Annotated in this window: 22 protein-coding genes; 4 read left to right on the top strand and 18 right to left on the bottom strand. The window is 34.7% G+C overall.

Annotation, left to right across the window (positions count from 1 at the left end):
• Positions 1–81: 81 nt before the first annotated feature.
• Positions 82–927 carry a nucleotidyltransferase gene (locus tag MHB65_RS10275; RefSeq protein ID WP_342443369.1) on the bottom strand — a complete coding sequence of 282 codons (846 nt, stop codon included), beginning with the start codon at positions 925–927 and terminating at the stop codon, positions 82–84.
• A 138-nt stretch (positions 928–1,065) separates the two neighbouring features.
• A complete protein-coding gene (locus MHB65_RS10270) occupies positions 1,066–1,251 on the bottom strand; it encodes a topoisomerase C-terminal repeat-containing protein (protein WP_342443722.1) in 186 nt (61 codons plus the stop codon).
• Between the two features lie 183 nt (positions 1,252–1,434).
• Between MHB65_RS10270 and MHB65_RS10265 the strand changes: the two genes are divergently transcribed.
• The gene (locus tag MHB65_RS10265; protein WP_342443368.1) at positions 1,435–3,609 is read left to right on the top strand and encodes a DNA topoisomerase III; all 2,175 of its coding nucleotides are present in this window, start codon (positions 1,435–1,437) and stop codon (positions 3,607–3,609) included.
• Between the two features lie 730 nt (positions 3,610–4,339).
• Here MHB65_RS10265 and MHB65_RS10260 read toward each other — a convergent pair.
• The 5 genes from MHB65_RS10260 to MHB65_RS10240 form a co-directional block, all read right to left on the bottom strand.
• Positions 4,340–6,859, bottom strand: a complete 2,520-nt coding sequence (locus MHB65_RS10260; protein ID WP_342443367.1) for an FtsX-like permease family protein — start codon at positions 6,857–6,859, stop codon at positions 4,340–4,342.
• Positions 6,856–7,608 (bottom strand): ABC transporter ATP-binding protein, encoded by a 753-nt coding sequence (locus MHB65_RS10255; protein ID WP_342443366.1) that lies wholly within the window; start codon positions 7,606–7,608, stop codon positions 6,856–6,858. The genes MHB65_RS10260 and MHB65_RS10255 overlap by 4 nt, the downstream gene beginning before the upstream one ends.
• A 210-nt stretch (positions 7,609–7,818) precedes the next feature.
• The gene (locus MHB65_RS10250) at positions 7,819–9,051 is read right to left on the bottom strand and encodes a HAMP domain-containing sensor histidine kinase (RefSeq protein WP_342443365.1); all 1,233 of its coding nucleotides are present in this window, start codon (positions 9,049–9,051) and stop codon (positions 7,819–7,821) included.
• Positions 9,052–9,213: 162 nt separating this feature from the next.
• Positions 9,214–9,975, bottom strand: coding sequence for a response regulator transcription factor (locus MHB65_RS10245; protein ID WP_342443364.1), 762 nt, complete (start codon positions 9,973–9,975; stop codon positions 9,214–9,216).
• Between the two features lie 393 nt (positions 9,976–10,368).
• Complete coding sequence (locus tag MHB65_RS10240; protein ID WP_342443363.1) at positions 10,369–10,530, bottom strand: hypothetical protein; 162 nt, start codon at positions 10,528–10,530, stop codon at positions 10,369–10,371.
• Positions 10,531–10,930: 400 nt separating this feature from the next.
• Between MHB65_RS10240 and MHB65_RS10235 the strand changes: the two genes are divergently transcribed.
• Positions 10,931–11,767, top strand: a complete 837-nt coding sequence (locus MHB65_RS10235; RefSeq protein ID WP_342443362.1) for a hypothetical protein — start codon at positions 10,931–10,933, stop codon at positions 11,765–11,767.
• 322 nt (positions 11,768–12,089) lie between these two features.
• Here the strand turns inward: MHB65_RS10235 and MHB65_RS10230 are convergent, their stop codons facing one another.
• The 6 genes from MHB65_RS10230 to MHB65_RS10205 all read right to left on the bottom strand — a co-directional run bounded on the left by MHB65_RS10230 (position 12,090) and on the right by MHB65_RS10205 (position 18,437).
• Positions 12,090–13,190: an alpha/beta hydrolase gene (locus MHB65_RS10230; protein WP_342443361.1), complete on the bottom strand. Its 1,101-nt coding sequence runs from the start codon at positions 13,188–13,190 to the stop codon at positions 12,090–12,092.
• 1,090 nt (positions 13,191–14,280) lie between these two features.
• The gene (locus tag MHB65_RS10225; protein ID WP_342443360.1) at positions 14,281–15,105 is read right to left on the bottom strand and encodes a copper amine oxidase N-terminal domain-containing protein; all 825 of its coding nucleotides are present in this window, start codon (positions 15,103–15,105) and stop codon (positions 14,281–14,283) included.
• A gap of 271 nt (positions 15,106–15,376) precedes the next feature.
• Positions 15,377–16,492, bottom strand: a complete 1,116-nt coding sequence (locus tag MHB65_RS10220) for a hypothetical protein (protein ID WP_342443359.1) — start codon at positions 16,490–16,492, stop codon at positions 15,377–15,379.
• Positions 16,479–16,982 carry a sigma-70 family RNA polymerase sigma factor gene (locus MHB65_RS10215; RefSeq protein WP_342443358.1) on the bottom strand — a complete coding sequence of 168 codons (504 nt, stop codon included), beginning with the start codon at positions 16,980–16,982 and terminating at the stop codon, positions 16,479–16,481. Before MHB65_RS10215 ends, MHB65_RS10220 begins: the two co-directional genes overlap by 14 nt.
• Positions 16,983–17,271: 289 nt before the next feature.
• The gene (locus MHB65_RS10210) at positions 17,272–17,769 is read right to left on the bottom strand and encodes a hypothetical protein (protein ID WP_342443357.1); all 498 of its coding nucleotides are present in this window, start codon (positions 17,767–17,769) and stop codon (positions 17,272–17,274) included.
• A gap of 167 nt (positions 17,770–17,936) precedes the next feature.
• Positions 17,937–18,437, bottom strand: coding sequence for a GNAT family N-acetyltransferase (locus tag MHB65_RS10205; protein WP_342443356.1), 501 nt, complete (start codon positions 18,435–18,437; stop codon positions 17,937–17,939).
• Positions 18,438–18,781: 344 nt separating this feature from the next.
• On the opposite strand from MHB65_RS10205, the gene MHB65_RS10200 reads away from it, so the two are divergent.
• Both MHB65_RS10200 and MHB65_RS10195 read left to right on the top strand, forming a co-directional pair.
• On the top strand, positions 18,782–19,228 hold the full coding sequence (locus MHB65_RS10200; protein ID WP_342443355.1) for a helix-turn-helix transcriptional regulator: 447 nt from the start codon (positions 18,782–18,784) through the stop codon (positions 19,226–19,228).
• Between the two features lie 342 nt (positions 19,229–19,570).
• Positions 19,571–19,723: a YjcZ family sporulation protein gene (locus MHB65_RS10195; protein WP_081937001.1), complete on the top strand. Its 153-nt coding sequence runs from the start codon at positions 19,571–19,573 to the stop codon at positions 19,721–19,723.
• A 468-nt stretch (positions 19,724–20,191) separates the two neighbouring features.
• Here MHB65_RS10195 and MHB65_RS10190 read toward each other — a convergent pair whose 3' ends face one another.
• The 5 genes from MHB65_RS10190 to MHB65_RS10170 form a co-directional block, all read right to left on the bottom strand.
• Positions 20,192–20,836, bottom strand: a complete 645-nt coding sequence (locus MHB65_RS10190) for a DUF1295 domain-containing protein (protein WP_205442980.1) — start codon at positions 20,834–20,836, stop codon at positions 20,192–20,194.
• 22 nt (positions 20,837–20,858) lie between these two features.
• A complete protein-coding gene (locus MHB65_RS10185) occupies positions 20,859–21,656 on the bottom strand; it encodes a MerR family transcriptional regulator (protein ID WP_205442976.1) in 798 nt (265 codons plus the stop codon).
• Between the two features lie 156 nt (positions 21,657–21,812).
• Positions 21,813–22,499 carry a DUF421 domain-containing protein gene (locus MHB65_RS10180; protein ID WP_342443354.1) on the bottom strand — a complete coding sequence of 229 codons (687 nt, stop codon included), beginning with the start codon at positions 22,497–22,499 and terminating at the stop codon, positions 21,813–21,815.
• 717 nt (positions 22,500–23,216) lie between these two features.
• On the bottom strand, positions 23,217–24,806 hold the full coding sequence (locus MHB65_RS10175; RefSeq protein WP_342443353.1) for a helix-turn-helix domain-containing protein: 1,590 nt from the start codon (positions 24,804–24,806) through the stop codon (positions 23,217–23,219).
• Between the two features lie 575 nt (positions 24,807–25,381).
• Positions 25,382–26,380 (bottom strand): ABC transporter substrate-binding protein, encoded by a 999-nt coding sequence (locus MHB65_RS10170; protein WP_342443352.1) that lies wholly within the window; start codon positions 26,378–26,380, stop codon positions 25,382–25,384.
• Positions 26,381–26,469: the final 89 nt, after the last annotated feature.

Raw genomic sequence — 26,469 nt, 5'->3', positions numbered from 1 at the left:
AGCAGAACACCAAATTTTCATTTAACAACAAAAGGTAATCACGACGCATATGTGATTACCTTTTTCCATTTGTCTCGGAAGTTATACGATTTTCATGTTTAATTCTCTAGTAGGGTTATAGAATTGTAACCATTTATCAGCTTCACTAACCATCCACGCACCAAATTCATTTAAAAACAATAACAATATGTTTGTATCTGTTGTGGGTGTTATCGCATATTCAAGTGCCCTTCTCATGTCGCTTTCCTTGTCAGGGAAATATTTCGAAAACCGTTTATAAGCGGGGTATAAATCCCTTGTATAGGCGTTTTCCTTCGTTATGACAAGTGCAAGTCCTGCTCTTACTATAATTTTCATAATCCACTTGCAACAATCCTTTATATCCTCACGATCCGAATTATCTTGAAGGTCATCACAGGCATTTTTAATTTGCCCCTGTAAATGAATAAGGTGGTCATTCGCTAAAGCTTCGTTCGCTTTATATCTTGGTAATTGAGGTATTACATCCTCTCCAAACACACATATACTATGGGTTTGGAGGATGAAACTAATGATTGAAAAAGATGCCGTATTGAAAATCGCTTCTTTGCAGAATACACTTAGCTCAATCCCATCTACACAAGGATGGTGCTGAGTTAATGCTTGTTCTACTTCTTTTATCCGCTTCAACTGCTGTTTATTAGGGTTTTGCTTGGTAATCGCTATTGTGTCTAAGTCAGCTACTCCTTCAATACCTATACCTTTTGGAATCGATCCCCTTATGTATATGCTATGTAGGTCATCTTGAAGAAGGGTGCGATACGTATGAACCACATCGTTGATGACAGGCAGAAAAATAGGGCTGATTTTATGCCAATCTGCATGATTTATAATGTATCCATCACTATCCGTAATACATAAGCTTCCAATTTCTTTAATAGTCGTCATCACATTACTCCTTTTGTAATTTCAGGTGATTTATTCGCTTAAATAGCTAACTATCGCATAAAAATAGAATAGCATGTTGGAAGTCCTTTGAATGGAGATAGCCTTCAAAAACGATACTCCCAGCTAAAATATCCGCTTTTACTTTTCATTAAACTCAAATTCAATCTTTCCTTCTACCAAACGAAGTGCCGCATTAAATTGTTTGCCATTCTTTGATTTAAACCCTTTCATCACAGCTGTTTTCCCACTCTTACATAAATCATGAATGTTTTTTTCCGTTAGTTTTTTTCCTAATGTGTAACAAGCTGTGAATCGGTACGGTATCTACATAAAAATGGACTTAATTATTTTGGACCTAATAAAATGTATGAAAGCCTAGATTATTAGTCAACATAACTAGATTTTCTAGTAAAAGATGGACACAATATTAAAATAACCGTAATATTGAAATTTCATTTATAATTATAATACAAGAAGTTGTAATTATTATTAATAGGAGAAGAGTATATGAAAATAGTAATTGCAGAAAAACCAGACCAAGCTGCAAAATTAGCTGCCCCCTTTTCTTTTACAAAAAAATCTGGTTATTTTGAAGTGAAGCCAAACACATACTTTCCAGGTGGAGCACTAATAACATGGGCGATTGGACATCTATGTGAACTGAAAGCCCCTGAAGAATATAATCCTACATGGAAAAAATGGACATTAGAAACATTACCGATTATTCCAGATCGATTTGAATATAAAGTGACTAAGTCAAAGTATAAACAATTTAATGTGATTAAAAGTTTAGTAAAAAGACCAGACATTCAAGAAATTATTATTGGTGGTGATGCTGGGCGTGAAGGTGAATTGATTATCCGCACCATTTTAAGAGTATGCGGTGTTCATAAACCGATGAAACGTCTATGGATATCATCTTTAACAGAAAACGCTGTAAAAAACGGTTTTGCAAATTTACTACCAGAAGAGAAAACACGCGATATATATTTTGAAGCACTAAGTCGTTCATGTGCAGACTGGCTAATTGGCATCAACACATCCAGATTATACACGGTACTCCTCAAACGAAATGGCGTGAAAGATGTATTTTCAATTGGTCGTGTACAAACACCTACACTTGCACTAATAGTAAAGAGAGAACATGAAATTGCGAATTTTAAATCAGAACCATTTTGGGAAGTGGAAACAGAGTTTAATTTTGATGGAAAAATGTTAAAAGCAAAATGGCATAAAGATAACATTTCAAGGGTTCAAGAGGAACGACAAGCTATTGCGATTGCTAATTTCTGTATCAATAAAAATGTAGAAATTAATAGTATTAAAAGAGAAACAAAGGAATACGCTCCTCCATTGTTATTCAACTTATCCGCATTACAAGCTACAGCAAACAAGGCCTATAAATTCTCACCACAAAATACACTGGATATTTTGCAAAAACTTTATTTAAAGGGCGTAGTTTCCTATCCAAGATCTGATTCACAATTTTTAACGAATGAAGAAGCAAAAACACTACCAAAGATACTAGAGCATTTAAGTAAAATTAATAAATATAAAGGTCTTCTTCCGCCACCGACAAGTACAATTATGAATAATAAAAGATATGTGAATGACAAAAAAGTAACCGATCACCATGCAATTATTATTACAGAGCAAATACCAGACGTAGCAAAGCTAAGTACAGAAGAAGAAAAGATTTATGATTTAGTTGCAAGACAAGTCATTGCAGCACATTACAACAATGCCATATTTTCTTACACAACGATTCATTCCCTTGTCGATAAACGTGCAGAATTTATCTCTAAGGGCAAAGTGCTAATGGAAGAAGGTTGGCGTAAGGTTATTTATCATTCTAAAGATAACTCACCTACAGACAAAGATGAACTGCTCCCCCCATTACATGAAAATGAACAAGGTATCGTTGCGAAAGCGAACGTAAAGAAAGGTGAAACCCAACCACCAAATCGTTATTCTGAAGGTAATTTGATTACCGTAATGAAAACAGCTGGTAAACATTTGGAAGATGTAGAATTAGAAAAGGTCTTATCGAAAACGGAAGGATTAGGTACTGAAGCTACACGCGCTGGAATTATTGGTACATTAAAAGATCGAAACTATATCGAAGTTAATAAAAACCAAGTCTTTGCAACGACTAAAGGTATGTTACTAATTGAGGCACTGGGTGAAAGTATCTTAACGTCCCCTTCCATGACAGCCAAATGGGAGCAACGACTATCTGAAATAGGTGACGGCAACGCTTCTCCTAAAGCATTTATGGAACAAATAAAAAAGCTTGCTGACAAATTGATTTCAGATGCTAACAAGCGTGAAAAGGAATGGGCATTTAATCAAAATGTAGTCGATAAAATCACTGCAAATAATCCGTATAACAAAAAATATAAAAAAGAAAAAACAGTTGTTGGAAAATGTATCCTTTGCGAAGGGTCAATCATAGATCATGGCACTTTTTATGGGTGTTCAAATTATAAAACAGCTAATTGTAAATTCTCGGTTTCAAAGAAACTTTTAAGAAAAACTATTTCACAATCGAATATGAAAAAACTCTTGGCAACTGGTGAAACAGACTTGATAAAAGGATTTAAAAAAGGCGAAAAAACTTTTAATGCCCACCTTATTTGGGATAAAAAAGAACGTAAGATTAATTTTAAATTTCCACAATAACTAACAATTCTACTTTCAACATATCGATGAATGTAATTTGGCGTTCTAACAGATGATGTTACTTCACCTGTTAGAATGTGGTCACTTACTGTTAATATTGAAAGTGCTATAAATATCAAAATTTATGATACGTTTATAGGTTCATTACCTTCACACAAAATAACAAAAGCTGAATAGCAGTTTTACTCCAACAAAAATATTTTAGTCCCTTTGGTTTCCTATTTTCTTAGGGGACATATTTACCATCACAATAATATTAATCATGTAGTTTCGTAAATAACTTCAATTCATGTGAGTACAACAGGTTTGATGTCACCTACCTAAATATAGGAACCGTGCCCATGTCGTTAATTTGCTCTTTGTTGCGGATTATTCTTGTTCGCATAATTATCATTTCTTTTAGCAGATGATTACTTTCGATTAGATACTCATTATGCTTATACAATCGTTGTAAAAGTTGGTTTTCAGGTAGTCAAGCAAACTTCCCATTAACTTCTCCTCTTTTACAATCCTGACAGATTAGAACTAAATTCCAAACTCCGTTTAAGTATAAACCATGTGTACGATTGAACCATGTTGATAGCAGAATGAAATGGTGAGACCTTATTATTATGGAGAGTGTTGCTGATGGAATCATCAAGTCCAAGTAAGTGGAGGTATAGTCATCCTCCACTTTTCTTATTTTTCTTGAATTTAGACTGGTATAAAAAATATTTAAAAGCTATACTTTCTAGCGTAATCCCTTCATTAGATCTTGCCTGGTTGCCCACAGAGTAGGAAATAAAACTGCCGCCACACCTACTAATGGAGAAAGAACAATTATACCTCCCAGTAGTGAGGGCATTAACCGAAATGTTGTAGCATTTAAACTTTGAAGCAAACAGTATGTGGAAATCATGGATAAACCTACTGCAAATATTCCAACTGTTCCCGTTAAAAGGGCTCCTTCAAGCAATAATAACGCAAATAATCTTTTCTTCGTATAACCAAGTACACGTAGCATACTTAATTCTTGGATTCTTTCCTTAATACTACTGGCTATACTATTCATTAACCCGATGATGGTAAACATAATAATTAATCCTACTGCTAGAAATAAAATGAAAAAGCGCTGCAACAATTGTTCTTCTAGGTCATTCAATTCTTCTGCCCTATTATATAAAATAGTATTAGCATACTGCGGTTGTTGGATCAGTGATTGAACTTCTTCCATTGTTTCTTGTTTATCTATATCTGATGTTATATTCATCTCTACGCTATGAAGAGTATGAATCTGAAACATATCTTCCATATTTTTTTTAGTAGTGAATACTTTGTAGTCGTCACTCATATGCTCTGAATTGGTTATAATACCTTCTACAATAAATTCTTTCTTATCCACTTCATCCATATTTTCAGACATATCAGCCTCTATTACATCGCCTAAATGATATCCTAATTTCTTTGAAGTAGACTCTGTTATCATAACGCCGTTAGGACTCAATTCTTCCTCTAGATGAATACCATCCTTTATCTTAACTTCATTTTTATCTAAGCTGTATTGTAAATCAGTCCCACTAAGAGCTAGTATCACTTCGCCTTCTTTTGAAGGGAGATTCATCGTATCAAACAGCTTTACATTTGTGTAAAAATGCGCCTCTATATTAGGGCTCTCACTGACAAGGTCATAGAATGAAAATGGAAATCCCTCTTCTATTTCTGATCCCACAGACACTAATTTTAAATCGTTTGGGTAAGTATCCATTATTGTTTCAGTTGTGTTCGCTTTGACACTTGTTAATACCACCATTCCTATAATAGAGATAATAACCCCTAAAGTGAAAATAATAGAGATTTGCACATTTCTGCCTAATTGCCTTAATAAATTTTTCGTAGCTAATAAGCCTTCTGCTCTAACCTTTAATTTTCGATTTAACAGACTTATTCCTTTCTCAAATAACACAAACATTAGAGGGATCGTAACAAATATTAACGCTATAAACGAAACTGCGTTAATAACATATATAGACCTTGATTGCCAATGCCATTGATTAAGAGCAAATAATATAATTATAAATACTGCATACAACAAACTAATCATGAAATACCTTTTAGTAATACCTTGAGTGGTTTTCACACCTCTATAAACAACAATTGGTGGAGAAAGACTTCCTATATAGCCAGGAATGAGTGAAGATAAAAAAATGACTACTGTAAAAATCCCCAAACTAAATAATACATCATGGTAGGGTAGTACAATACCGGCATTTGGAATATTCATTAGTCCTAAAAATACATCAAATGTAAGAAGAGGAATTAGAATACCAAGAAGGATTCCCACTGCTAAAGAAACTGATCCTACTATCATCGTTTCAATTAAAACTAAAAACATAATGTGTTTTTTCTCAAAACCTAATAGGCGTAGCGTTGCAAGTTCCTTTTGTTTTTCTTGAATGGACATACTCATTGTGCTAATAAGTATCAATGCGCTTATTAGGTAAATGGCAATATTAAGCCCTTTAACAAATGGTCCAAGCCCTCCCATATTATTACGTTCATTATCAATCTTTAATCGATTATCAATAAAAAAATCATGGTTAAGCTCTCTCAATTCTTGAACAACATCCGATTTCTTTTCAATATCATTTAACTTAATAATCAATGCGGTTGTTATTCCATCGTTTAAAGTAACTTCTTGAAGCCAATGAAAGTCGAGAATGACCATATTCGTTAAGCCTTCATGCTCTTCACTAATTCCCGATACCGTAACCTCTCTTTTCCCTTGTGGTGGAAAATTCATTTCTATCGTGGAGCCAATTTGCAAATTATTTAATTTAGCGTATGCGGGAGAAATTAAAGCTTCTTCTGCTTTAGGGAAATTACCAGATTTTATTGATACAAATGGATATTCATAAGCCAGCTCATCATCGTTAAAACCAATGTAAGTTGGTTCGCTCCACATATCATACTCTTCTTCTTTGTTTAAGTATGGGTATAGGAAGGGACTTATTTTCTCCACTCCTTCTATCGTCTCTATCATATCAATCTCTGATTTATTAAGTGACTTATGACTATCTTGATAGCCAACTACTAGGTCAAAATCGCCATGTAAATCTTTGATTGTCTGTTCATTTGATTCTTGTAAACTAGCTAATAATATTTGCACAATTACAATTAGAGCAACGCCTAGCGAAATACCTAAAACTAAGAATGCGTTTCTGGCCTTATGGTTGAATAATGATTTAATAGCTGCTTTAATAAATAATCTCATAAGCTTAGTTCCTCAATCTTAGAGGCAATGATCCTAACTACTTCATTATCCTTCAAGCTTGAGTTTTTTAAATTTAACGTATCGCAGATTTTACCATCATGCATGAAAATAACTCTATTAGCATAAGCAGCTACATTTGCATCATGTGTTACTACAATTAACGTATGTCCCAATTCCTCACAGAAGTTACGTAGAATACTCATCATGGCTTTAGAGGTTTTCGAATCAAGGCTACCAGTAGGTTCATCTGCTAGAATTAATTCCGGGTCATTTATAAGTGCTCTCACTATCGCTACTCTTTGTTGTTGACCGCCAGATAATACAGTAGGTTTAGATTGTATAAAAGAACCTAGACCAACCAAATGCAACAAGTCAATCGCTTTTTCTTCTAATTCTTTCTTATTCTTTATAGTTAGCATTGCTGGGAGGGTAACATTCTCTATAACGGACAATACAGGAATTAAATTAAATAATTGAAAAATAAATCCTATTTTTTCTCTACGTAAACGAGTCAATTCGTGGTCTGAATACCCCTTTATATTTTCACCACTTATCAGAACTTCTCCTTGATCATAAGTATCTAGCCCAGATATCATATTTAAAAGGGTCGATTTTCCAGAACCACTTGTCCCCATTATTGCGACAAATTCGCCTTTTTCAATTTCTAATTCAATATGATTTAATGCCTTTACTTGACTTTGACCTTGACCATATATCTTAGAGAGTCCTCTCACGCTAAGAACAGACATTTTTATCTCCTCCTTCTTATTCTTGTAAGAATTATAGCCAAGGTAAATCAATTTTCTATCTATCTATTATCAAGACTTTATCAAGAAATATCATCCTTCTATACAACAATAACTAGGTATACCTATACATTCCCTTTCAATGATTTGGAAAAGAATAACAATCCACAAAAAAACGAAGGAAGCAATTTCCTTCATTTTTTTCTAATCCTATTATTCGATGATATTTTTAGGTATCTTTATAACAATCTTTGCCCCTTTTTCCTCATCATTTGCGGCTTGAATTATGCCACTATGCTTCTGAACAATAACCTGTGCAATAGTTAAACCTAATCCCATTCTTTGATCAGCACTAAACTTTTCTTCATTTCCTTTATATAAAGGTTTAAATATGTATGTAAGATCCTTTTCTACAAACCCCTTTCCATTATCTAAAATAATTGTTTCTATAAAACTATCTCTTTCTCTAATGAATACTTCTATTTTCTCTGTTGGTGGACTATGGCGAATACAATTAATAAGTACATTTTCAAATGCTCTTTTTAGCAATATATAATCACCAGCAATGGGCTGACTTGTTCGATTATTTACTTCTAGCGTAAGTTTTTTCTCTGAAAGGTTATAAAACAACATCTGCTTTAAATCCTGTACCAAATCATTAACTTGAAATTCCGTTATTTCTTCGAGTTTAATTTTCCCTTCAATATTTGCATAATTAGCCAAAGACGTGACCAATTCATTCAAGTGATTTGCTTGTTTCATACTCATTTCTAAATATTGCGTTTTCTTTTGTTCATTTTTAAAAATCCCTTTTATTAAGCCTTCCAAATAACCTCGCAATGAAAAAATGGGGGTCCTTAAATCATGAACAATGGAAGACACAAAGAGCTTTCTTTCATCTTCTAGTCTTTCGTTCGTTTCCTTTGATAATTTGAGTTTTTTGGTCATTTCAATAAAGGCATGAGTCGTATAGCTCATTTCTTTAATGTTGGAACTTGGCAAATCTATGCTATATGTTCCATTCGATATAAGTTGTGAAGATTTATTAATAGCACGTAATGGTTTCATTAAATTTACTTGCAGAAATACTATATAGAGTATCGATACTAGAGAAAATGCACCCATATAAAAGACAAAGTCGTAATTCGTACTTTGAATTTGTTCATCTGCAGGTATAGAATAGCTAATATATACCGTTGCAATGAACGAATCATCTGAATAAACATTGTATGGAACTAGATTTAAATTAGATTTTCTTTCGAGATTTCCTGGAAGGGCTTGACCCTCTTCATGAAGCTGAGTATTTTCAGATTCCTTCATTCCTTCAGTATAAAGCAATTCATCATCTGCAAAAATAATGAACAAATCAAGCTTATCTGCTTCGGCTTTCTTTTTTAATTGACTTTTCCATTCTTCCTTATTGAACTGTGTCTTATCTGCATTCACTATATTGTCCTGCACCCACAAGTCCAAATCGAATATTTGACTCTCTTTGGATGAATACACGTCTGTTAGGCGTGTAACTGTTTTTGCTAAAAGGATTGGCGTGAAAACAATAATAATTAGGCTAAACGTAATAAATGCCTTAAAGCTAATCTTTGGCATCTTTTATCCTCTCATTCCCTTATGCAACTGGTAACCAACGGATCTTATTGTTTTTATCTTGGGAATTGTATCGAAAGGAGCTAGCTTCTCTCTTAATTTTGCAACATGGACTCGCACACTGTGAAATCCAGTTACATGGTCATTCCATATTCTATCTATAATTTGCTCATACGTTAGCACAATCCCCACATTTTCCATAAAATAATATAATAAATCAAACTCAATAGTCGTTAGCTCTACTGTTTGTTGTCCTACCCTCACTGACCTCGTGTCTAGGTTTAATTCAAGTTGATCGATAGATAAAACCCTCTGCACATCTATAGCTTTCCGAGAATGTATAGCTATTCTTCTTTCAACTGCCTTGACCCTTGCCACGATTTCACTTGGGCTTGCCGTTTTGACAATATAATCATCGGCTCCAAGCATAAGACCTCTAATTTTATCTGCATCGGTTTGATGATTGGCACTTAAAAATAAAATAGGAACCTCGGATTCTTTTCGGATTCTCTTGCAAAGTGTAAAGCCATCAGTTCCAGGCAGCATGATGTCTAAAATAATACAATCTATTGTCATTTGACGTAACAGAGTTTCTGCATCTTCAGCATTTTTAGCACTATAAACTATGTAATTTTCCATTTCTAGAAAATCAGTCATCAATTCTATAATTTCTATATGGTCATCAACAATTAAAATATTTCTAAAAGGCAATTCAACCACCTCTTTAATTAAATTTCTATAGCTTATTTTATCATTTATAACTCTCATAGTAGTATTCTACTATATAATTTATTATAGAACATGTTTTAGATATTACAGATATGAATGAAATAATCCATCTTGAAGAAGAGTTATCATTTTTATAACTCAATCATCACCATATATTGAAAAAAGCACTCCCCGTAATTATAATGGTCTGAAATAAACCATTTCTTAATGGAGGTGCCTTTTGATTAAGAGATTTTTATTTAGACTCTGACAATCAACTTACTTAATTTTCAACTCTAAAATACCTAAAAAATTTGGAGCAAGTGTAAGATTAATTAATTTGTCATTCTTTTCATAGACAACATGATGACCATCCATTCCCACCTGTTCCCATCCCGCTTTTTTAATTATCAAACGATAACTAAGTGGTATATCTGTTCCATTAGATTTCCCTCAAGTATAACCTTTTTCTTTTAAATTTACGCTTTCAAGTTTTGCATCTTTTGGGATAGGGAAATCATAAAATTCTTTAGAAGCAATATAATTGTTATCTAAAATTATATAATAATAGCCACCTACCCCAATTATAAGGGCCAGAATTAAAATTATAGACACTTTTTTAACATTCTCTTCCTCCTATACTTTTAAATTTCCCACCTCCATTATACAATATAGGTAAAAATAAACAGTTACAATAGTTTTCTATAATTTTTACATTTTCCGATTTATTTTAAGTATTATTAATTTGATAAAACATTGGATATAAGGAGGTTTTATACAAGTATTATTATAAAATGACTACAATAAAGTTTTCATAATAATATATTCTGAATTAATCCCATAATGTGCAGAGATAATAAAGTTGTTTAATTTACAATAAAGTCATTTAAAAAATAATATAGTTATTTAAAAATCCGTCCTCCACTAACGGTGCAGTTTAGTGCAAGAAGGTGTTACTATATAAAATGGAGAATTTAACAGGAAATAATATCAAAATTGATGAGAGGTTTTGGTTATGTATTTTAAATTGTTCAAAAAAAATCTTGCTATTCTAATTGCTTTTTTGCTCCTTTTGTTAACGGGCTGCGAAATCCCCAAAAAATTTGTAGAAGAAAATGTTGAAAATCATTTGGAAAACTACGGAATAAAGGACTACAACATACTAAGTGCTAAAAATGATGGGGAGCTTGGTGAAAGTAAGTATGGTTATGTAGAAATCTATAAACCTTATCATGTAAATCTCAGATTAGCCTTTAGTCGAGAAACAAATCAATTTATTCCTAAGTATAGTGACGATGTTTATTTACAACTATTTAAAGAAGCATATATACAACAACATCCCGAACTTATCAAGGTGTCTAATCAGATTATCGAAAAATACCATTTAATGGATGAACCTTCAGGTGAATCTTCAAAAAATTATTATCTTGCTTTTAATATTGAAAAAGGTCAAAAAGAAAGGCTAATTGAAGACCTTAGAAAGAATGAAAAAATAGACACCGATTCATTATTACCATCACTAACAAGCGAAGAAAATGAATCGTTGTATCCTTTGAAAAAGGAGTCAGTTATTAATTTTCATTATAAGTTTAATATTTACGAAAATAACAATACAATCCCGAAAGCTAGTGATATTTTAAACGATTTTAAAGAAAGTAAAGTGTTGGGTGAAGGGAAGTATTTTTTAAATGTACAGGTGGTATCTTACGAACAAAATTCAGTGTCTTATTTAGATGAAGATTATCCAGAAAACAATATTCTTTTTGAAGTCGGAAAAGATGGAGAATTTAGAGATATAAGGACATTAAAACGTACCGGATGGCTTGAGTATACCGTAGTTCCATTCCCCTAGTAATTGATGTAATAAAGTAGGTAAGAAGATTTTTATAGCTATAACACCTCTATTTAGTAACACAGTATTTTAAAGTTTAGTTTTAATATATCAATCTAAAAAGATAGTCCGATATTTTTTTAGGAAGGATTTTGAAATATTACACTTTAAGAAACAGGTGCTTTAGTTCAATAAGAATTAAACAACTTTATTAATGAATTTTAAGTACAAATACCTTTTAAATGTATAGAAATTAAACAACTTTAAAGAGCCTTACTACTATTTTACTTTAAACAATATAAAATAGCACTTACTAAAATCTTTGACCACTTTCAAAGACATATTATAAAGAATCGAAAATTTTCTTTACCCATTCAAGATACGCTCGCATATAGTATTCTTGCTTAAAGCCATGATTCTGACCTTCTGCTACAATCACAGTCACATCCGCACCTGCGTTTCGTGCGGATTGAATATATTCCTGTGGACCTTTTACCTCAATTGCTAAATCCTTTGTCCCATAAGCAATAAATTGTGGAATATGAGCTGTTCGGAAATGCGTAGATAAATCTGTCTGCTTCAAGAGCTCTTCACGCTTTTCTGGATTTCTGACATCCTCATCATTAAAAGAGGCAAAGAGCATGGGCACATTATAGCGATACGTCAATGCAGGGTAAATCATCGCGGCGGCTGCTACTTGATCATCAACTGCATCGATGACATCAGGCTGATAACGAGCAGGAAACAGATTTTCTCCCTGAATGAGGTTAATAAAGCTACCCGTTTGATAGCCTCCCGCACTAAAACCTATCAACCCAATTTGATCTGGATGGATACCATAATCATTGGCATGATAACGTAGATAACGGACTGCTCGCTGAACATCTAGTTGTGGAATAGGCCACTCATACGGATTGGAACGATAGTGTAGAACGAATGCGTTAATACCTGCCTTATTTAATGATACAGCGACTTCCTTTCCTTCCGCTGTTCCACCATCCATTTCCTTAAAGCCATACCCACCACCTGGAATAATAATGACAGCACTGTCACTGTTCGCTACCGTATAAGGAATCAGATAGGGCTCATCTTCATAGGTTGATTTTTCATAGCCCCCTTCAATTTCATGGATATAGGTAAAGGTATCAATGGCCGCTTCATTATCTTTATAATCTTCCCCCACAATGCCAGTGGAAAATTTGAATGTTGCTAGCAATCTATTAGGATTCCCCTTAATAGTCATATCGTCTAGCTTACTTCCCGAATGATTCCCTGCCACTTCTTCTCCCCAAATCTCCACCTTGCGTTCAATATCCGCAACTGGCTTGCCTGGTTTATTCCCTAACGGATTAATCGCAAGAATAGCGTATCCAATCCCTATAAACAAAGCCAGTATAGCTAGAAAAATCCCCACTAACTTGGCTATTTTCTTCGCTATTCTCATCACCATAACCTCCATTAAATTAACGTATGTATCGTTGACTATCGAATTCTACATAAAAAGACCAGAACCTCACTTATTTATGATATGAGTTAATGAAATATTTACTTGTGAATTTTGGTATGTCAGTATCAATCACAAGGGTTATAATGTGCAAGTGAAATTCTTATTCAACTAAGGCTGAAATAGGTAGGCAAGGAGATACTTCAACCCTCAGCATCTAATGTCGGGTTCAACTCGACACTTACTTTCACGGCAGATATTAATCGGTTTACTCTTTAGTATAACGGGTATAGAATCATTGAAATTAATGCAATGTTGTATTCTTCAATTTTCTAATGCATTTACTAAAGTAAAGACCACAAATATTAAAAATAACTGCATACATACCTTGTAATGACGTAAACTATATTATAAAAAGCATCACACTAATTTTTCGGAATATGAGGTAGGTATTGTAAAAAAGAAGGAGAGATACGATGTTTGATCAAGTTGCCTATTTTATTTTTAGAGCCCTGTTAATTTTAACGGTTTTGGTTGTTGTGGTTGGAATCCCTCTTGGTGAAACACTGATTAGAAAAAAATAGGCTGCATCTAAATGGATGCAGTTTTTTGATTTTAATCATACTTCATTTCGATAATAATTGTGATTGGTGAACCATATAGAAGTATCAGAATGGATTTTCACCTTTTATAAAAGGGATAAAAACTACATAGTTCGAACCAATAAAAATGAGCCAAAAAAGTACTGATGTACGTCGCTGTTTAAAGAGAATATTTTCCCGAAAAATAAACAAACCAACAATCAACGAGTATAAGACGAATAAAATATAAGAGAGCCCAAACCAGTTTACCCATACGTTTCCTGTAAATTGAATTCCAAAATTCTCATATATAGGTCTTAAAATAGAAGTTGTGAAAAGAAAACCAATCGATAAGATTACAATGATTTCAAGTAAACTAAGTAAAACTTTCTTCCATTCTTCCAAACCTCATTTCTACTACCTTTTAATGATGGATGTAAAAAACGAGGCTAGATTCTACTCCTTATTGAAGTACAACACCCCGTTATCACAAAACACTATTATTTACCTTATGGAACTGTATTACTTATAACTGTCACAAAGCCGTTCAACGAGGCGTTATCAATTAATTGAAGTATGCCTAGTCTTGAGGAATCACTATAGACATACCAATAATTTTCAGTAGTATCATGCACCAAAACTCCGCCCAAGTCCCCCGTTGAAGAGTAAATATCAAATCGTTTGATACTGTTCCCCTCTTCATCTAAAAAATCATATTGCGCATTTTTATCATAGTTCCCTACTGGAATGGGATGAGAATCCCATGGATTATAAGCAGGTGCTTCAACTTTACTTCCATTATTTTTTATAAAAGTATTATAAATAGCTTCGTTATACCCATTCCCATCGACTTGCTGTACGACTCCGCCTAATGTCATATGATATTCGTATTGCAATGCTTTTACTTTTATACCATCAATAAAGAATGGCTTTGTTTCAATCGTTACTGTACCGTTTTTGTATGTGACTTGGCTGCCAAATGTTTCGGCAAGAAAACGCATTGGAACAAAAGTACGATTATTTTTCATGTACGGCTTTACATCAAGCAGTTCCGTTTTACCGTTTTTTACCACTTTATTGCTATTAAGTTTCAGTATTACCTGTAGATCGTTTTTAGTAAGCGTGATTTGAGAATCCGTCCATGTGACATTTGCCCCCAAATTTTCACTAATTACACGTAAAGGAACCATTGTCCGATTACTTTTAACTTCTGGCTTCACATCGGATGCAATCGTAACACCGTCAACTTTTATGTGAAAATCGGCTGCATATGTAGGTGACGAAGTCATGATGAGAAACAATACAAGAAAAATGCCTGAGAACACTTTTTTCATCTTTGAACACCCCTTTCCTTAAATATTCTTCAAAAAAATACATTCCCTACCTCACTAAATATTTTACCATAAAAATCCACATATATTTCTGCTCTTTATTCAATCTACATGACCCAATAAAAGAAGACGCGTTTCGAAATAAACGCGTCTGATTGTTATATAAGGGTTGAATGGGGTTGGATTGGGAAGGTTTATGCTTCATAGGGCGTACCAAACAGTATCAGTAGAACATCAACCCATTTTAGCGTGAATTGATGTCCTTGCATAAAAGCTAATAAATTCCTCTACTAAAGGCTGGCTGCCAAATTCCTTGAGCATTTTTCTCCATACTTAGCTGCGTTTGTCCTTCGAGTGAAATAAATTTTACAACCCCTGTTGTAGCTGTTTGTTGCTCAAACTCTGCATTTTCTAACCCTGCAAAGAGGTTTGCAATAATAAGGCGATTTATTTCCTTTGTAAACAACTCCTGACGTACGATTTTCGTTTTCTCATAATATCTTCGAACACTTTCTGTTTCATCGTTCCTATTTGTTGTAAACAATGCTTCATATGTTTCATAATCTTTTTCAATATCACTCAATAAAAACATTTTAGTAATCGCTTGTGGTGTCATATTTTTTAACTTTTCAATATTATAATCCGTTTTAAAGGCATTAAAAACTTGCTGCTCCTGTTCAGTCAATTCAAATGTTAGCTCAAAATTTTGGAATCCTACGACCTTACCTACTAATTGCCCCTCACTAATTTTCATAATCGTGTGGCCTTCGTCACTGTCATAAACGACCATTTCTTTTTCTTTCGCAGAAATCGATTTGTCATTGAATGGCGCTGGCCTTGTTCCAAAATTATGAAAAAAGTAAGGATTCTTCAATGGGTCTTTGATATCCTCTTTTTTTATTTGCGCATTTAATCCATGAACTTTTAATGGGGTTTCCTCTACTAAAATTTGCCCTTGCTTCATTGTTACATGATCATTACCTAATCCTAATACAGTTGAAACGACAAGCCCATCCGTTCCATAAAAGGCAATATAATCTCCATACGTAATGGGGGCTTCCTTATCGATAATCATTGGCAAAAAATGCAGCATCCATTGTTCCCCAAGTAGATGGGCGTATTTCGGCTCAATTATATCTAAAGAGGAAACATCATCGACAATCGGTAATAGCTCATTTTGCTGACTTGCAGTTTGTAGGTTATTCTTTTGAGAAAATTCAACGAATAGCATGAACCCAATAATGAAACAAGCTGCAATAGATACCGAGACGACCTGCCAGTTCAACTTTCTTTTTATTGGTTTCGGTTGCAATATGCGTTGCTTTATATCATTTGTAAATGGGGCATCTTGTCGCAATTCTTCTTTTAGCTTGGCTTTAAAATCCTTCATAAAATAGTGCCTCCAGTTCCTGATTTTTTTTCAACAATTCTCTCGCTCGACGAATCCTTGTACGAACGGTGTTTTGTGAGACATTTAATAAACTAGCAATTTCAGAAACATCAAATTCTTCATAATAAAACAGGACAATGACTTCCCTATAATGAAGTGGTAATGCGAAGACAATTTCCTTTAAAGCTGTATATTCTTCAGTTGCTATATACGTTTGTTCCACTGATGGTTCAGTTTTGCCTAGTGGTAAAAGTTTTGAAATAAATGATTTTCTCTTTTGTTTTCGTAGTTCATCGTGACAGCAATTAATAGCGATACGCGTTAAATACGTTTTCAATGAAGCATCTTTTCTGAAATCGTCTTTATGTAGTAAATACTTCATTAGGACGTCCTGTGTAACTTCCTCTGCAAGCTGAAAATCCTTCATATATAAATAGTTAAGATGATATAAATATTCACCGTATTGTTCTACGATTTGTTCCAACAACACTCACCTCGTTTCCATCCTACTACTTAGACGCTCGTTTTCTAAAAAATTGTTCAACGTTTTCAAATAAAAATTTATGAATACACAAAAAAAGCACGAAGGTTGTGTAATCAACGTTCGTACCTTTTGGCGAGGTCTATTATTTATACAAGTAGCACAAACAGTTGATGCAACAGCATTTATACTTACATATAGTATATCTACCCATAAATAATGCCCCTTTTCATGAAAAAAGACGCTTTCCTATTTCAGAAAAGCGTCCGAGAAGATCGTTATTCAACTATAACCTTAGTTAGTTCAAGAAGGACTGTTCTTTTTTAGATTTGTTCAATAAATCTATTCTTTCTTTCATACTTTCGTTCTTACTAATATCCCACCATTCAACGACCACATAAATCTCATTTATATCTTCAAGTGTAACAAAGTCACCGTTTTTATTGATATATGGGCCTTCAATAGCACCTGTTGTATATTCTGCTATGTTCATCTCACCAGTAGCTGAATTAGTATGAACCACTGAATCATCATTATCTATAACCACATGCGCTTCAAAGTGGAAGAAATCGGTCATATACTCATTGACGTTTTTCATCTTTAAATTCCCAAATCCGGCTTTAACGTCTTCTGGTGTTATAACAATTTCATAACCTGTTAGATTCCAGCTTTCACTTTCACCCATCAATAATAAATAATAATGATTACCACCTTTTTGAGCATTACAGCCAGATAGTACAATGAAAGACAACATCAAATACATCCAAGGCACTAAACCTTTTATATACTTCTTCATTATATCCCCCTTTGAAACATTACTTCCACAAAATTTTAGCATAAATATCCAATTTCCCAAAAAGAATGCTATTCAATAATCTGGCTCTTTAAAAGAAAAAGACACGTTTCTAAATAAACGCGTCCTTTTCTGGAATAATAGCTAACGAGTTACTAAATATTCATAAGCTATTTGTATGCAACTTGAACGATTTGTTGTTCACCATTCTTCTCAAAAAACTTATAATTTTCCATCCCAATTTTTTCCGCAACTTTTTGTGATGGAATATTTTTCAAGGTCGTATATGAAAATATTTCAGAATAGCCCAAAACATTAAACGCATATTCCTTACAAGCAGATGCCGCTTCTGTGGCATACCCCTTATTCCAATACGCTTTAATAATGTGAAACCCGATTTCAGGCAACCTTACACCGTCGATGTTCTGCATTGTTATGCCACAATCACCGATAAATGTATCCCCTTCTTTTAAAACAACCGCCCATAGTCCGTGATTATATTGCTTATAATTTTTCTCATTCCATTTGATCCAATTTTTAACCTCTTCTTGGTTAAGGGGATGCGGGTAATATTGCATAGACTCTGGGTCGGAAAGCACTTTCGATAATTCGTTCTGATCGTCCATTTTTAACTCTCTAAGGTATAATCGTTCCGTCTCAATTATCTTCAAAATACCCACCCTTTGCTTTTAATTTATTTTGCCACAAAATGGCCCTTTACGCCCAATTGTGGAAGATTGTTATTCGGCTAACGCTAGATTTCCTTTCAATTATTACAGGAATCCTGCTTATAGCAATATAACAAAAGAATTATTATTATTTAATAAAACCCCCATAAAAGACACTGACCGAAAGCCCTTAAATTCCTATTTTTTATAATTAACAGGTAAATGAAGGACTATAAACAATAATAAAGGCTATTTCCAAGGGGAAACTAATAGTTTACACCCTTGCAACGATGTGGTTCTTTCGTTTTTTAGTGCAATTAAATATACTGTGGATAGGAGTTGATCATATGTATTTTTCTTCAAAAATAAAAGAAGAACGTCAAAAGCATAATATGTCACAACAACAGCTTGGAGAAAAACTTACTATTAGTAGACAAGCTATTTCAAAATGGGAACGTGGAGAAAGTTACCCTAGTCTTGACATGTTAATTAAGTTAAGTGACCTATTTGAAATTACGCTTGATGAATTAGTAAAGGAGGATCATTCTTTGAAAGAGCAACTCATAAAAGATAGCCAAAAATTAGTCTATCCACGCTGGAAATTGTTTTTTGATATTCTTCTAATCATTGGATTCTTAATCATACTAGCTAAGATATTCATTGTAATAGGTAATAAGTTATTTGATTTAAACATTGTGTTCTTACAGGATTCTCTGTTATTTCAGATTGGCCCGTTTTTTATGACGATCATTGGAGCAATTGGCAGCGAATCTCTAGCCAAAAAATACAAATAATCATTCTGGATTTAGATTTATACAGTTACATAGGAAAGTCCCTTCAAACTATCTGAAGGGACTTTTTTTCAGTATATATCTTCTTCAAATTTGCTCCGGCAGTTTCTGAAATGCTTTACCTATTTTCATGATTAGTTATCACATTTATTAATAGTAAGGTAAAGCTAACCTGATCACACATACCCTCATTATATATCTAATGATCGCTCCTATCCCAAATGGCTTTTTTTATTGTCTCGTCTAACAAAAATATACTTTATTTAGCCCTATAATTGGTAGGTTAACACCCCAATCCTTGTCTACAGCTAACATACTATGTATTGTAGAAAGGAGGGATATAATATGGGATACTGTGGAAATGTAGGTGGCATAGAAAATGGTGGCTATTATGGCGGCGGATCTAATAATGGCTCAACATTTGCCCTAATTGTTGTTCTATTTATTCTTTTGATTATTGTCGGCGCAACTTTCTTAAAAAGAGAAGAAGACTGTTAATAAAACCAACGAGCTGTAGCGTGTGTACCGCTGCAGCTCTTATTTCTAGAACATCTATGTGAGTTGAACGCTTCTATCACAAAACTTTTGATACATAAAATAACACTTAAAACATCCTATTCCCAGATACTAGGCTCTCCTAATCTTTTCTTTCATCTTGATCACTTTCTAAATTAGAAGGTGGTCCTGTTAATTTACAATGGATGGCCAATTTTAGAACATCACGTCCTAGTTGAAATGATTAAAAAGTAATAAGTAACATTACATTACATACATTAATATTGGTGCCTCGCACGCACTTTTTATAGGCTGTGGCGTTTATTGAAAGCCGCAGCTTTTTTATTTTTGTAAGACAGAACTAGCAAATCCAAACTTGAGATGCAACAAGCAAAACCCGTTAATGGTACATATTAATATTGTCCCATGCTAAAGGGTGATTTTGCTCTGTTTGAAACGCATGCTTCGGATTTACCAAATAAACGGAATTAACTTTTTTGTTTTCAGTTTATATACTGTAAATTGTTCTCCATACTTGCTCTGTAGATAATCATCGGATTTAGGAATATATCCAAATATAAATACTAAAATGAGACCAAGTGGTATAAGTAAACTATAAATATTGTTAGAGATGAGCGCTAAACCTAATACCCAGAGGCAATCCCCTAGATAATTAATATGAATTGCATATTTAAATAATCCTCCCGTATATAGCTTTCCTTGATTAGCAGGATTGTCTTTAAAAGGCTTTCTTAACAACTCTGAAACGGTGTTTAGCATACTTCCTCCTACAAATAATACCCAACCTAAAATAAGTACTACTCCATTTGGATCTTGATTACTAGTAATCATTAAGATTGGGAAGCCTAAATAATAGATCCCAAAAGCAATACTGTTCATGATAGCTTCTTGCCATGCTATTCCTCTAGTCAACCATATAAACATCATAGCCGTTAATCGTAAAGCTGTAATAATCAAAGCAATAAAAAGCCCTAGTGCAATGCCTGAGTTGTCATAAGTAATGAAAAGTAAATAATATGCAATGACTAGATAGATCATTTCAGCAACTACAATCAAGATTTTTTCTTTTATCGTTGGCCGGTTAATGCCATACATTGTAGTACACTCCTTCAACTATTTATTGGATAGGAAAATATACTTCTACAATATTATTCTCCTCCGATGTACGATATGGATTCGTTTGATAAACTTCAAACGGCGCCCCATTCAGATTATAGTGATTCTCTTTAATCCACATATGTAGCTTTGTATGAATAGACGGTAATTCATCATAAGAACCAGTAAGCGTCGCCATTGCGCAAAGACCGGGGTTAAACACTTTTGTTTCATTTGTGGCCTCTGCCAAGGGAATTGCTATTTCTACATCATATTTTTCTGGTACATATTCTGCGCTATGAAAAATGGCAAGTGGTTTCGCAATAGGTGCTAAATTTGCAAACAAAGCTCTACTCAATAATTCATTAAAGTGTAATAGAAAATCAGCGGTATTCATTTGTTTTCGTTGAGATAATAGATGAAAGGTCAAGTGATTCATCAGTTTAATCTCTATTTTATCTAAGTACCCCATGATATGTTCCGCTTTATTTAAGCATTGAATATCAAGCTCTAATTTTTTTAATAGCGAACAATAATCAGTTATATGTTTTGTTAATTTTTCTTGCTTGGTTTGCATTTTAGCGTTTAAAAAGTCCGTATCTTCCAAATTTGCTAAAATAACTTTGATTTCTTCAAGCGAAAATAAATAGTTTTTTAATCGCGTAATCAATAAAGCCGTTTTTAATTGGGAAAGATGATAGTAGCGATAGTTATTTTGACTGTCTATGGAAGCTGGCTTTAAAAGCTCAATTTCATCATAGTATCGAAGTGTCTTCAACGTAAGATGTGATATTTTCGAGAATTCACCAATTGAAAGCATAATCATCACCTCCTTTCATAAATTACTTTAAATATAATGTTTCCTGTAGGGGGAAGGTCAATAAATATAGCTAGTCTTCGATTAATTTTTTACTGGCTGCTGCCTGAGCTTCAAAAAAATGACCAGGTACTCCATTGAGTGCCTGGTTACTTTTGTTTAGAATTTTTGTATAAATAAGCTTCCATCAGATTGAATCTCAGCATAAAACACTTCTTCTATCTCTTTTATATTGGCCCTGCTTAATTCATTTTTTAACCAATCTCTACTTTTACCAACTTCCAACAAATTTTTAGGTAATAATTTTCCATCCGTAATTATTTCAATCGGTAAATAAGTCGGTGGCGAAGGATATATGTTTAAGTCACTTTTTTGTGTCCCTTGATATTCTGGCTTTTTGAGAATACTAAGTCTACCATCCGGTTCTAGAATGGCGAAATCAATTTCTGTTATTGAAAAGATTTGATTTTGCCTGATCAACATCGTTAGATCATCGATATTAACACCTGTTCTTTTTAATGCTTTTCTGTCTATCTCGCCATGTTTTATAATAATTGTAGGTTGACCATCAAGGATTACTCTAATTTTCCCTGACTTAAGACTTATATAACTAATTATTATAGTAAGTAAACACCAAATTACTAGGCTAAGTAGATCCTTTGTGTAATCTTTTGTACTAAGAACAACCATATTTGCGGCCATGGACCCTATTGTTATTCCTGTTACATAGTTAAAAAAAGTTAAATGACTTAATTGTTTTTTTCCTAAAAGACGTGTAAGAGCTAGAAGGACAAAAAAAGTTATAATTGTTTCACTAGCTATTTGTAAGTAGCTGATATCGTTCATTGTTTCACTCCTATCCATAATAGAATGGTCAACTATTTAAGAAAATACACAAATAGCCTGGGCTCAACATTAATGGAGTGCCTAGGCTTTAATAATTTTTCACTTGTGCTTAGCATAGCGTGAATCTTGATACGCCTTTGTAACACTGCGTCGTCTTTCGCCATGTCCATCCTATTTAGATAGGCGAATTGTTTTATAATGGAACATTTACTCATTTGAAGCGTATAAAGTACAGAGAGAAAAAGTAAATAGATGTAAATTTAAAAAATCTAGCTGTCCAAGTTAAAAGAGGGCGTAAAAATGGGTAGTTTTTTCATAATACTTATGGTCTTGTTTATCATTATTGCGAATATGATTGCGTTTATAGCGTACAAAAAAAGAATAATCTTTATTTTTCTGCGTTCATACTATTACTACTAGCAGTCTTTTTTGGTGCTATTGGTTTATTCGCGATCCTTTTGTGTTGTTTTATAGCATGCAAATAGAGTACTTTTTATTGGTCAATAGTGTTATAAAGAAGAAATTAATTTTCGTTCCTAAAACTAAAGCAGAGGTTTTAAATAAAAAGAAGCATTCCTTCCTCTGAAAGAAACACTCCTTTTGTAATCATAATATTTAATCAAAAGCTCGGCATTGTTAAATAAGTTTATCATCATCTCCACCTTAGTATCCTCAAACCCTTAACAGTAATAGTTGAGACCCGCAAGCAAAATTAAATCAAGCTAACGATCGCAGTATATCATCGATTTTTTTGCTGTTGGAAATAATTCCATTATTCATCCATGTTAGAAAATCAACCTCGTAAACACGGTTGTTTCTAACAGCGGGCAGATCGCGCCACTCTGGCTTCTGGAGCAGTTCCCTCTCCTTCCCTTCTTCCTGGCTATGCCATTTATCGAAAGTAATGAACAGGTGATCTGCGGTTAGCATACGCAGGTCTTCTACAGTGAGAGTGAACATACCCGGCCTGTTCGCTTTTGAAGCTACACCTACTGCGGAGTGGGAGCGCAAACCAACATCGCCATAAAGAACTGTTGAAACAAAGGCTTGCCCTCCTTCCGTATATTGGATGATTTGGTCCGCCGAAATACGCAAAAAAGCAACACTCTGCCCTTTCATAAGATGACTCAGCGTTTGACTCGCACTCCTTGCTTTGAAATCATAATTTGCGATAGCTTCATCGGCCAACTCCGCCCGCCCGAAATAATCAGCGACGGTACGTAGCAGTGTACGCCAATTATTGGTCTGCTCACGCAGGATGCACGTGTTGGATATGCGTCGGCATTGCGCATATTGCTGTTGTTCGTAACGATCCACAAGCAATATCAAATCAGGTTTATAATAGGAAAGCTCTTCAAGATTGTCGCTGTTCTCCTCAAATGTCGGAATATCGTTTAAGCCTAGATAATCTTGTTTTCCCCATTTCTCATGCCGATATTGGGCGATAGGTTCCATTTCCAGCGCGACGATGAAATCCTCCAAATATGGCGCTACTACTCTAAGCTTGCCCTTACGACTGAGACGGTATTGTCCGGGCGATATGCCTACCGTCTGCTTGAAACGGCGGCTGAAATAATATTCATTGTTGAAACCTGCATTTAGCGCAATATCGAGCAACTTGTCATCGGCACTGGCCAGCCACTTCTTGGCTTGATTAATCCGTACTTCATTCAAGTACTGGAGCGGTACTTGACCAGTAGCTTTTTTGAACAAACGGGTATACTTCCAACGATCAATACCTGCGAGGGAGGCCAACTCTTCCACGGTCAGAAGCTCACGGTAATATTGATGAATGTGCCGTATACTGAGCTCTATCCCATGATACTCGGTATCCGTTCCCTTCTCTTCAATTGCTGGTGCATTTTGGTGGAATAGAAAGAGTAGCAACTCTTGGAATTTTACAAATCGTTGGAACAGCTCGAGCTCGTCGCTCGCTCTGCGGAGTCCATATAACTCATTAAGGAGTTCCATTGTCTTTGCGAAGGGTGAGCAGGCTAGCTCTTGCTTATCAGGCAGTAAACCCGAAGCGGCATCATAGCCTCTCGTTTCGAAGCGCACCTGGTAGTAACTGCAGTTCGAAATCTTTTGATCAATAGTGAAATATCTGCCAGGCCCCTGTAAATAACATTTTCCTTGTCCCGTGCCACTCATAATAAAGAGGAGTTCATAACTTTCCTTATCGTTACTATTGCTGCCCTCCGAATCATTCATTTCAGCTTGATCGCCCACAACGATGAAGCGGATGGATCGCAACACATATTGGACTAATGGGGCTATCTCGGCTTGTTTGCACTGTTCAATATCCATTGTTACTAACAACCGCCCTTTAATTGATATTCATTCTCAATGAATATAGTGTAAATCAAAAAGAGCCGCCCATCAACCTTAAACTGTACTTTTTTAAATTCAGAAAAAAGAAGTTAATGTAGAAATGTCCAATAAATACTTTACTAAAAAAGTACAGGAATAATACAATTCCAATCTACAGGCTAGTGATTACATATATAAGAATGTAACCGTCATTTTATTGCGAAAACTGAAAATGGTAAATTACCTAGAGAAATTTTTAAAGCAGCAGGTTTAGATGTCAATTAATTGGTTTAAAGTGTAGTCAGAGGAAACGTTGGCGTACCACTTTTCGTATAACTGGAGTTGAAAGTTTACAAGCTATTCGAAAAACAAATGCAAGACGTTCGTCAGAAGGTGAATTAAGCTTAGCGGGAAAAATTGTCAATGGAAGTTGAAAAAGCTGCCGCAAAATACAGACGGCAGCTTCAAAAAAGTGTCTAGCCTTTATTAAGATTATCCTTTATAAAGGGGTCAGTTAAATTTCCAACTATGGCGATAAGTCATGCAAAGGAACGTAATCACCCTATTTCGTATTAAGGAGCCAGTAATCGAAGTAAATCGTCCAGCTTCAACTCGTTAGCCGTAATGGCTCCCGTCTGCCAATAGGATCTCTCAACTGGATATACATGGCCGTTCTTAAATGCAGGAACGGTCTGCCATAACCGATCTGCCTTCATCTCCTCTAGAGCTTTCGCGTTGCTCTCTTCCTCCCACGTCCCATTGGATGGAAGTAAAATTATATGGTCCGCGTCAAGTTCAGGAATGACCTCCTTCGACAAGACGATATTGCCCTCCGTCATTGCCTCGGCGAACCCCGGAGCCTTCAGTCCAAGATCCTCATACAAAATTTGTCCAACAAACGTGTTATGAATGCCGAAAATATTAATCGATTTGTCTACGACGTTCATTCGCAGAACAACAATCTTCTCATCGCCAATCGCCGCGTTCAGCTTCGTTTTCACATCCGCAATACGTGCATCGTAATCAGCAAGAACCTGCTTCGCCTTATCGCTTAGTCCAAGCAAATCGGCGATTAAGGTCAAAGTTTTGCGCGTATCCACAAGTACATCATCCGGCAATCGGAACGTCGGTGCAACCTTAGAATAGAGCTCGTATTGTTCAGCATCTACCTCTCCAGCGCCGATAATCAAGTCTGGCTCGGATACAAGCAAAGCTTCGATGTTCCCAGTCACGTCAAACAATGGCACATCCAGTTTCAAATAATCCTGTTTGCCCCACATCGGGTTATAGTATTGCACAATGGGCGTTACCCCAAGTGCAACCAAATAATCCTCCCGATAAAGAGCTGAGACTCGCTTCGGATTTTTCGGAATCTCTACCTCTCCGAAGCCATCTGTTACGACACGTGTTTCGGTTTGAGGCGTGCCTTCGCTTGAAACTGCCGTTGCGTTTGCAGGCTGATCGGTCGTCCCCACAGCTTGATTGCCTGTCGAGGCGCAACCTGACATCGTAATCATTCCTGCAGTTATAAGCGATATCCATCCTGTTTTCATAAGCATCAATCTTGCCATGATTAAATTCACTCCCATAATTTATGTATAGTAGCAAAACAATTCGATTATTTATAATGATAATCATTATCGTTTAGCCTGAGTAGATA

The organism is Lysinibacillus sp. FSL K6-0075 (assembly GCF_038592945.1).
Classification (GTDB): domain Bacteria; phylum Bacillota; class Bacilli; order Bacillales_A; family Planococcaceae; genus Lysinibacillus; species Lysinibacillus fusiformis_F.
This window is presented reverse-complemented; position numbering and strand designations above follow the sequence as displayed.

Bases quoted from the DNA above. Each gene is read 5' to 3' on its own strand.
- MHB65_RS10275 (WP_342443369.1), bottom strand. From the start codon at position 927: ATGACGACTATTAAAGAAATTGGAAGCTTATGTATTACGGATAGTGAT.
- MHB65_RS10265 (WP_342443368.1), top strand. From the start codon at position 1,435: ATGAAAATAGTAATTGCAGAAAAACCAGACCAAGCTGCAAAATTAGCT.
- MHB65_RS10260 (WP_342443367.1), bottom strand. From the start codon at position 6,859: ATGAGATTATTTATTAAAGCAGCTATTAAATCATTATTCAACCATAAG.
- MHB65_RS10255 (WP_342443366.1), bottom strand. From the start codon at position 7,608: ATGTCTGTTCTTAGCGTGAGAGGACTCTCTAAGATATATGGTCAAGGT.
- MHB65_RS10245 (WP_342443364.1), bottom strand. From the start codon at position 9,975: ATGAGAGTTATAAATGATAAAATAAGCTATAGAAATTTAATTAAAGAG.
- MHB65_RS10235 (WP_342443362.1), top strand. From the start codon at position 10,931: ATGTATTTTAAATTGTTCAAAAAAAATCTTGCTATTCTAATTGCTTTT.
- MHB65_RS10230 (WP_342443361.1), bottom strand. From the start codon at position 13,190: ATGAGAATAGCGAAGAAAATAGCCAAGTTAGTGGGGATTTTTCTAGCT.
- MHB65_RS10225 (WP_342443360.1), bottom strand. From the start codon at position 15,105: ATGAAAAAAGTGTTCTCAGGCATTTTTCTTGTATTGTTTCTCATCATG.
- MHB65_RS10220 (WP_342443359.1), bottom strand. From the start codon at position 16,492: ATGAAGGATTTTAAAGCCAAGCTAAAAGAAGAATTGCGACAAGATGCC.
- MHB65_RS10210 (WP_342443357.1), bottom strand. From the start codon at position 17,769: ATGAAGAAGTATATAAAAGGTTTAGTGCCTTGGATGTATTTGATGTTG.
- MHB65_RS10200 (WP_342443355.1), top strand. From the start codon at position 18,782: ATGTATTTTTCTTCAAAAATAAAAGAAGAACGTCAAAAGCATAATATG.
- MHB65_RS10195 (WP_081937001.1), top strand. From the start codon at position 19,571: ATGGGATACTGTGGAAATGTAGGTGGCATAGAAAATGGTGGCTATTAT.
- MHB65_RS10190 (WP_205442980.1), bottom strand. From the start codon at position 20,836: ATGTATGGCATTAACCGGCCAACGATAAAAGAAAAAATCTTGATTGTA.
- MHB65_RS10185 (WP_205442976.1), bottom strand. From the start codon at position 21,656: ATGCTTTCAATTGGTGAATTCTCGAAAATATCACATCTTACGTTGAAG.
- MHB65_RS10180 (WP_342443354.1), bottom strand. From the start codon at position 22,499: ATGAACGATATCAGCTACTTACAAATAGCTAGTGAAACAATTATAACT.
- MHB65_RS10175 (WP_342443353.1), bottom strand. From the start codon at position 24,806: ATGGATATTGAACAGTGCAAACAAGCCGAGATAGCCCCATTAGTCCAA.
- MHB65_RS10170 (WP_342443352.1), bottom strand. From the start codon at position 26,380: ATGGCAAGATTGATGCTTATGAAAACAGGATGGATATCGCTTATAACT.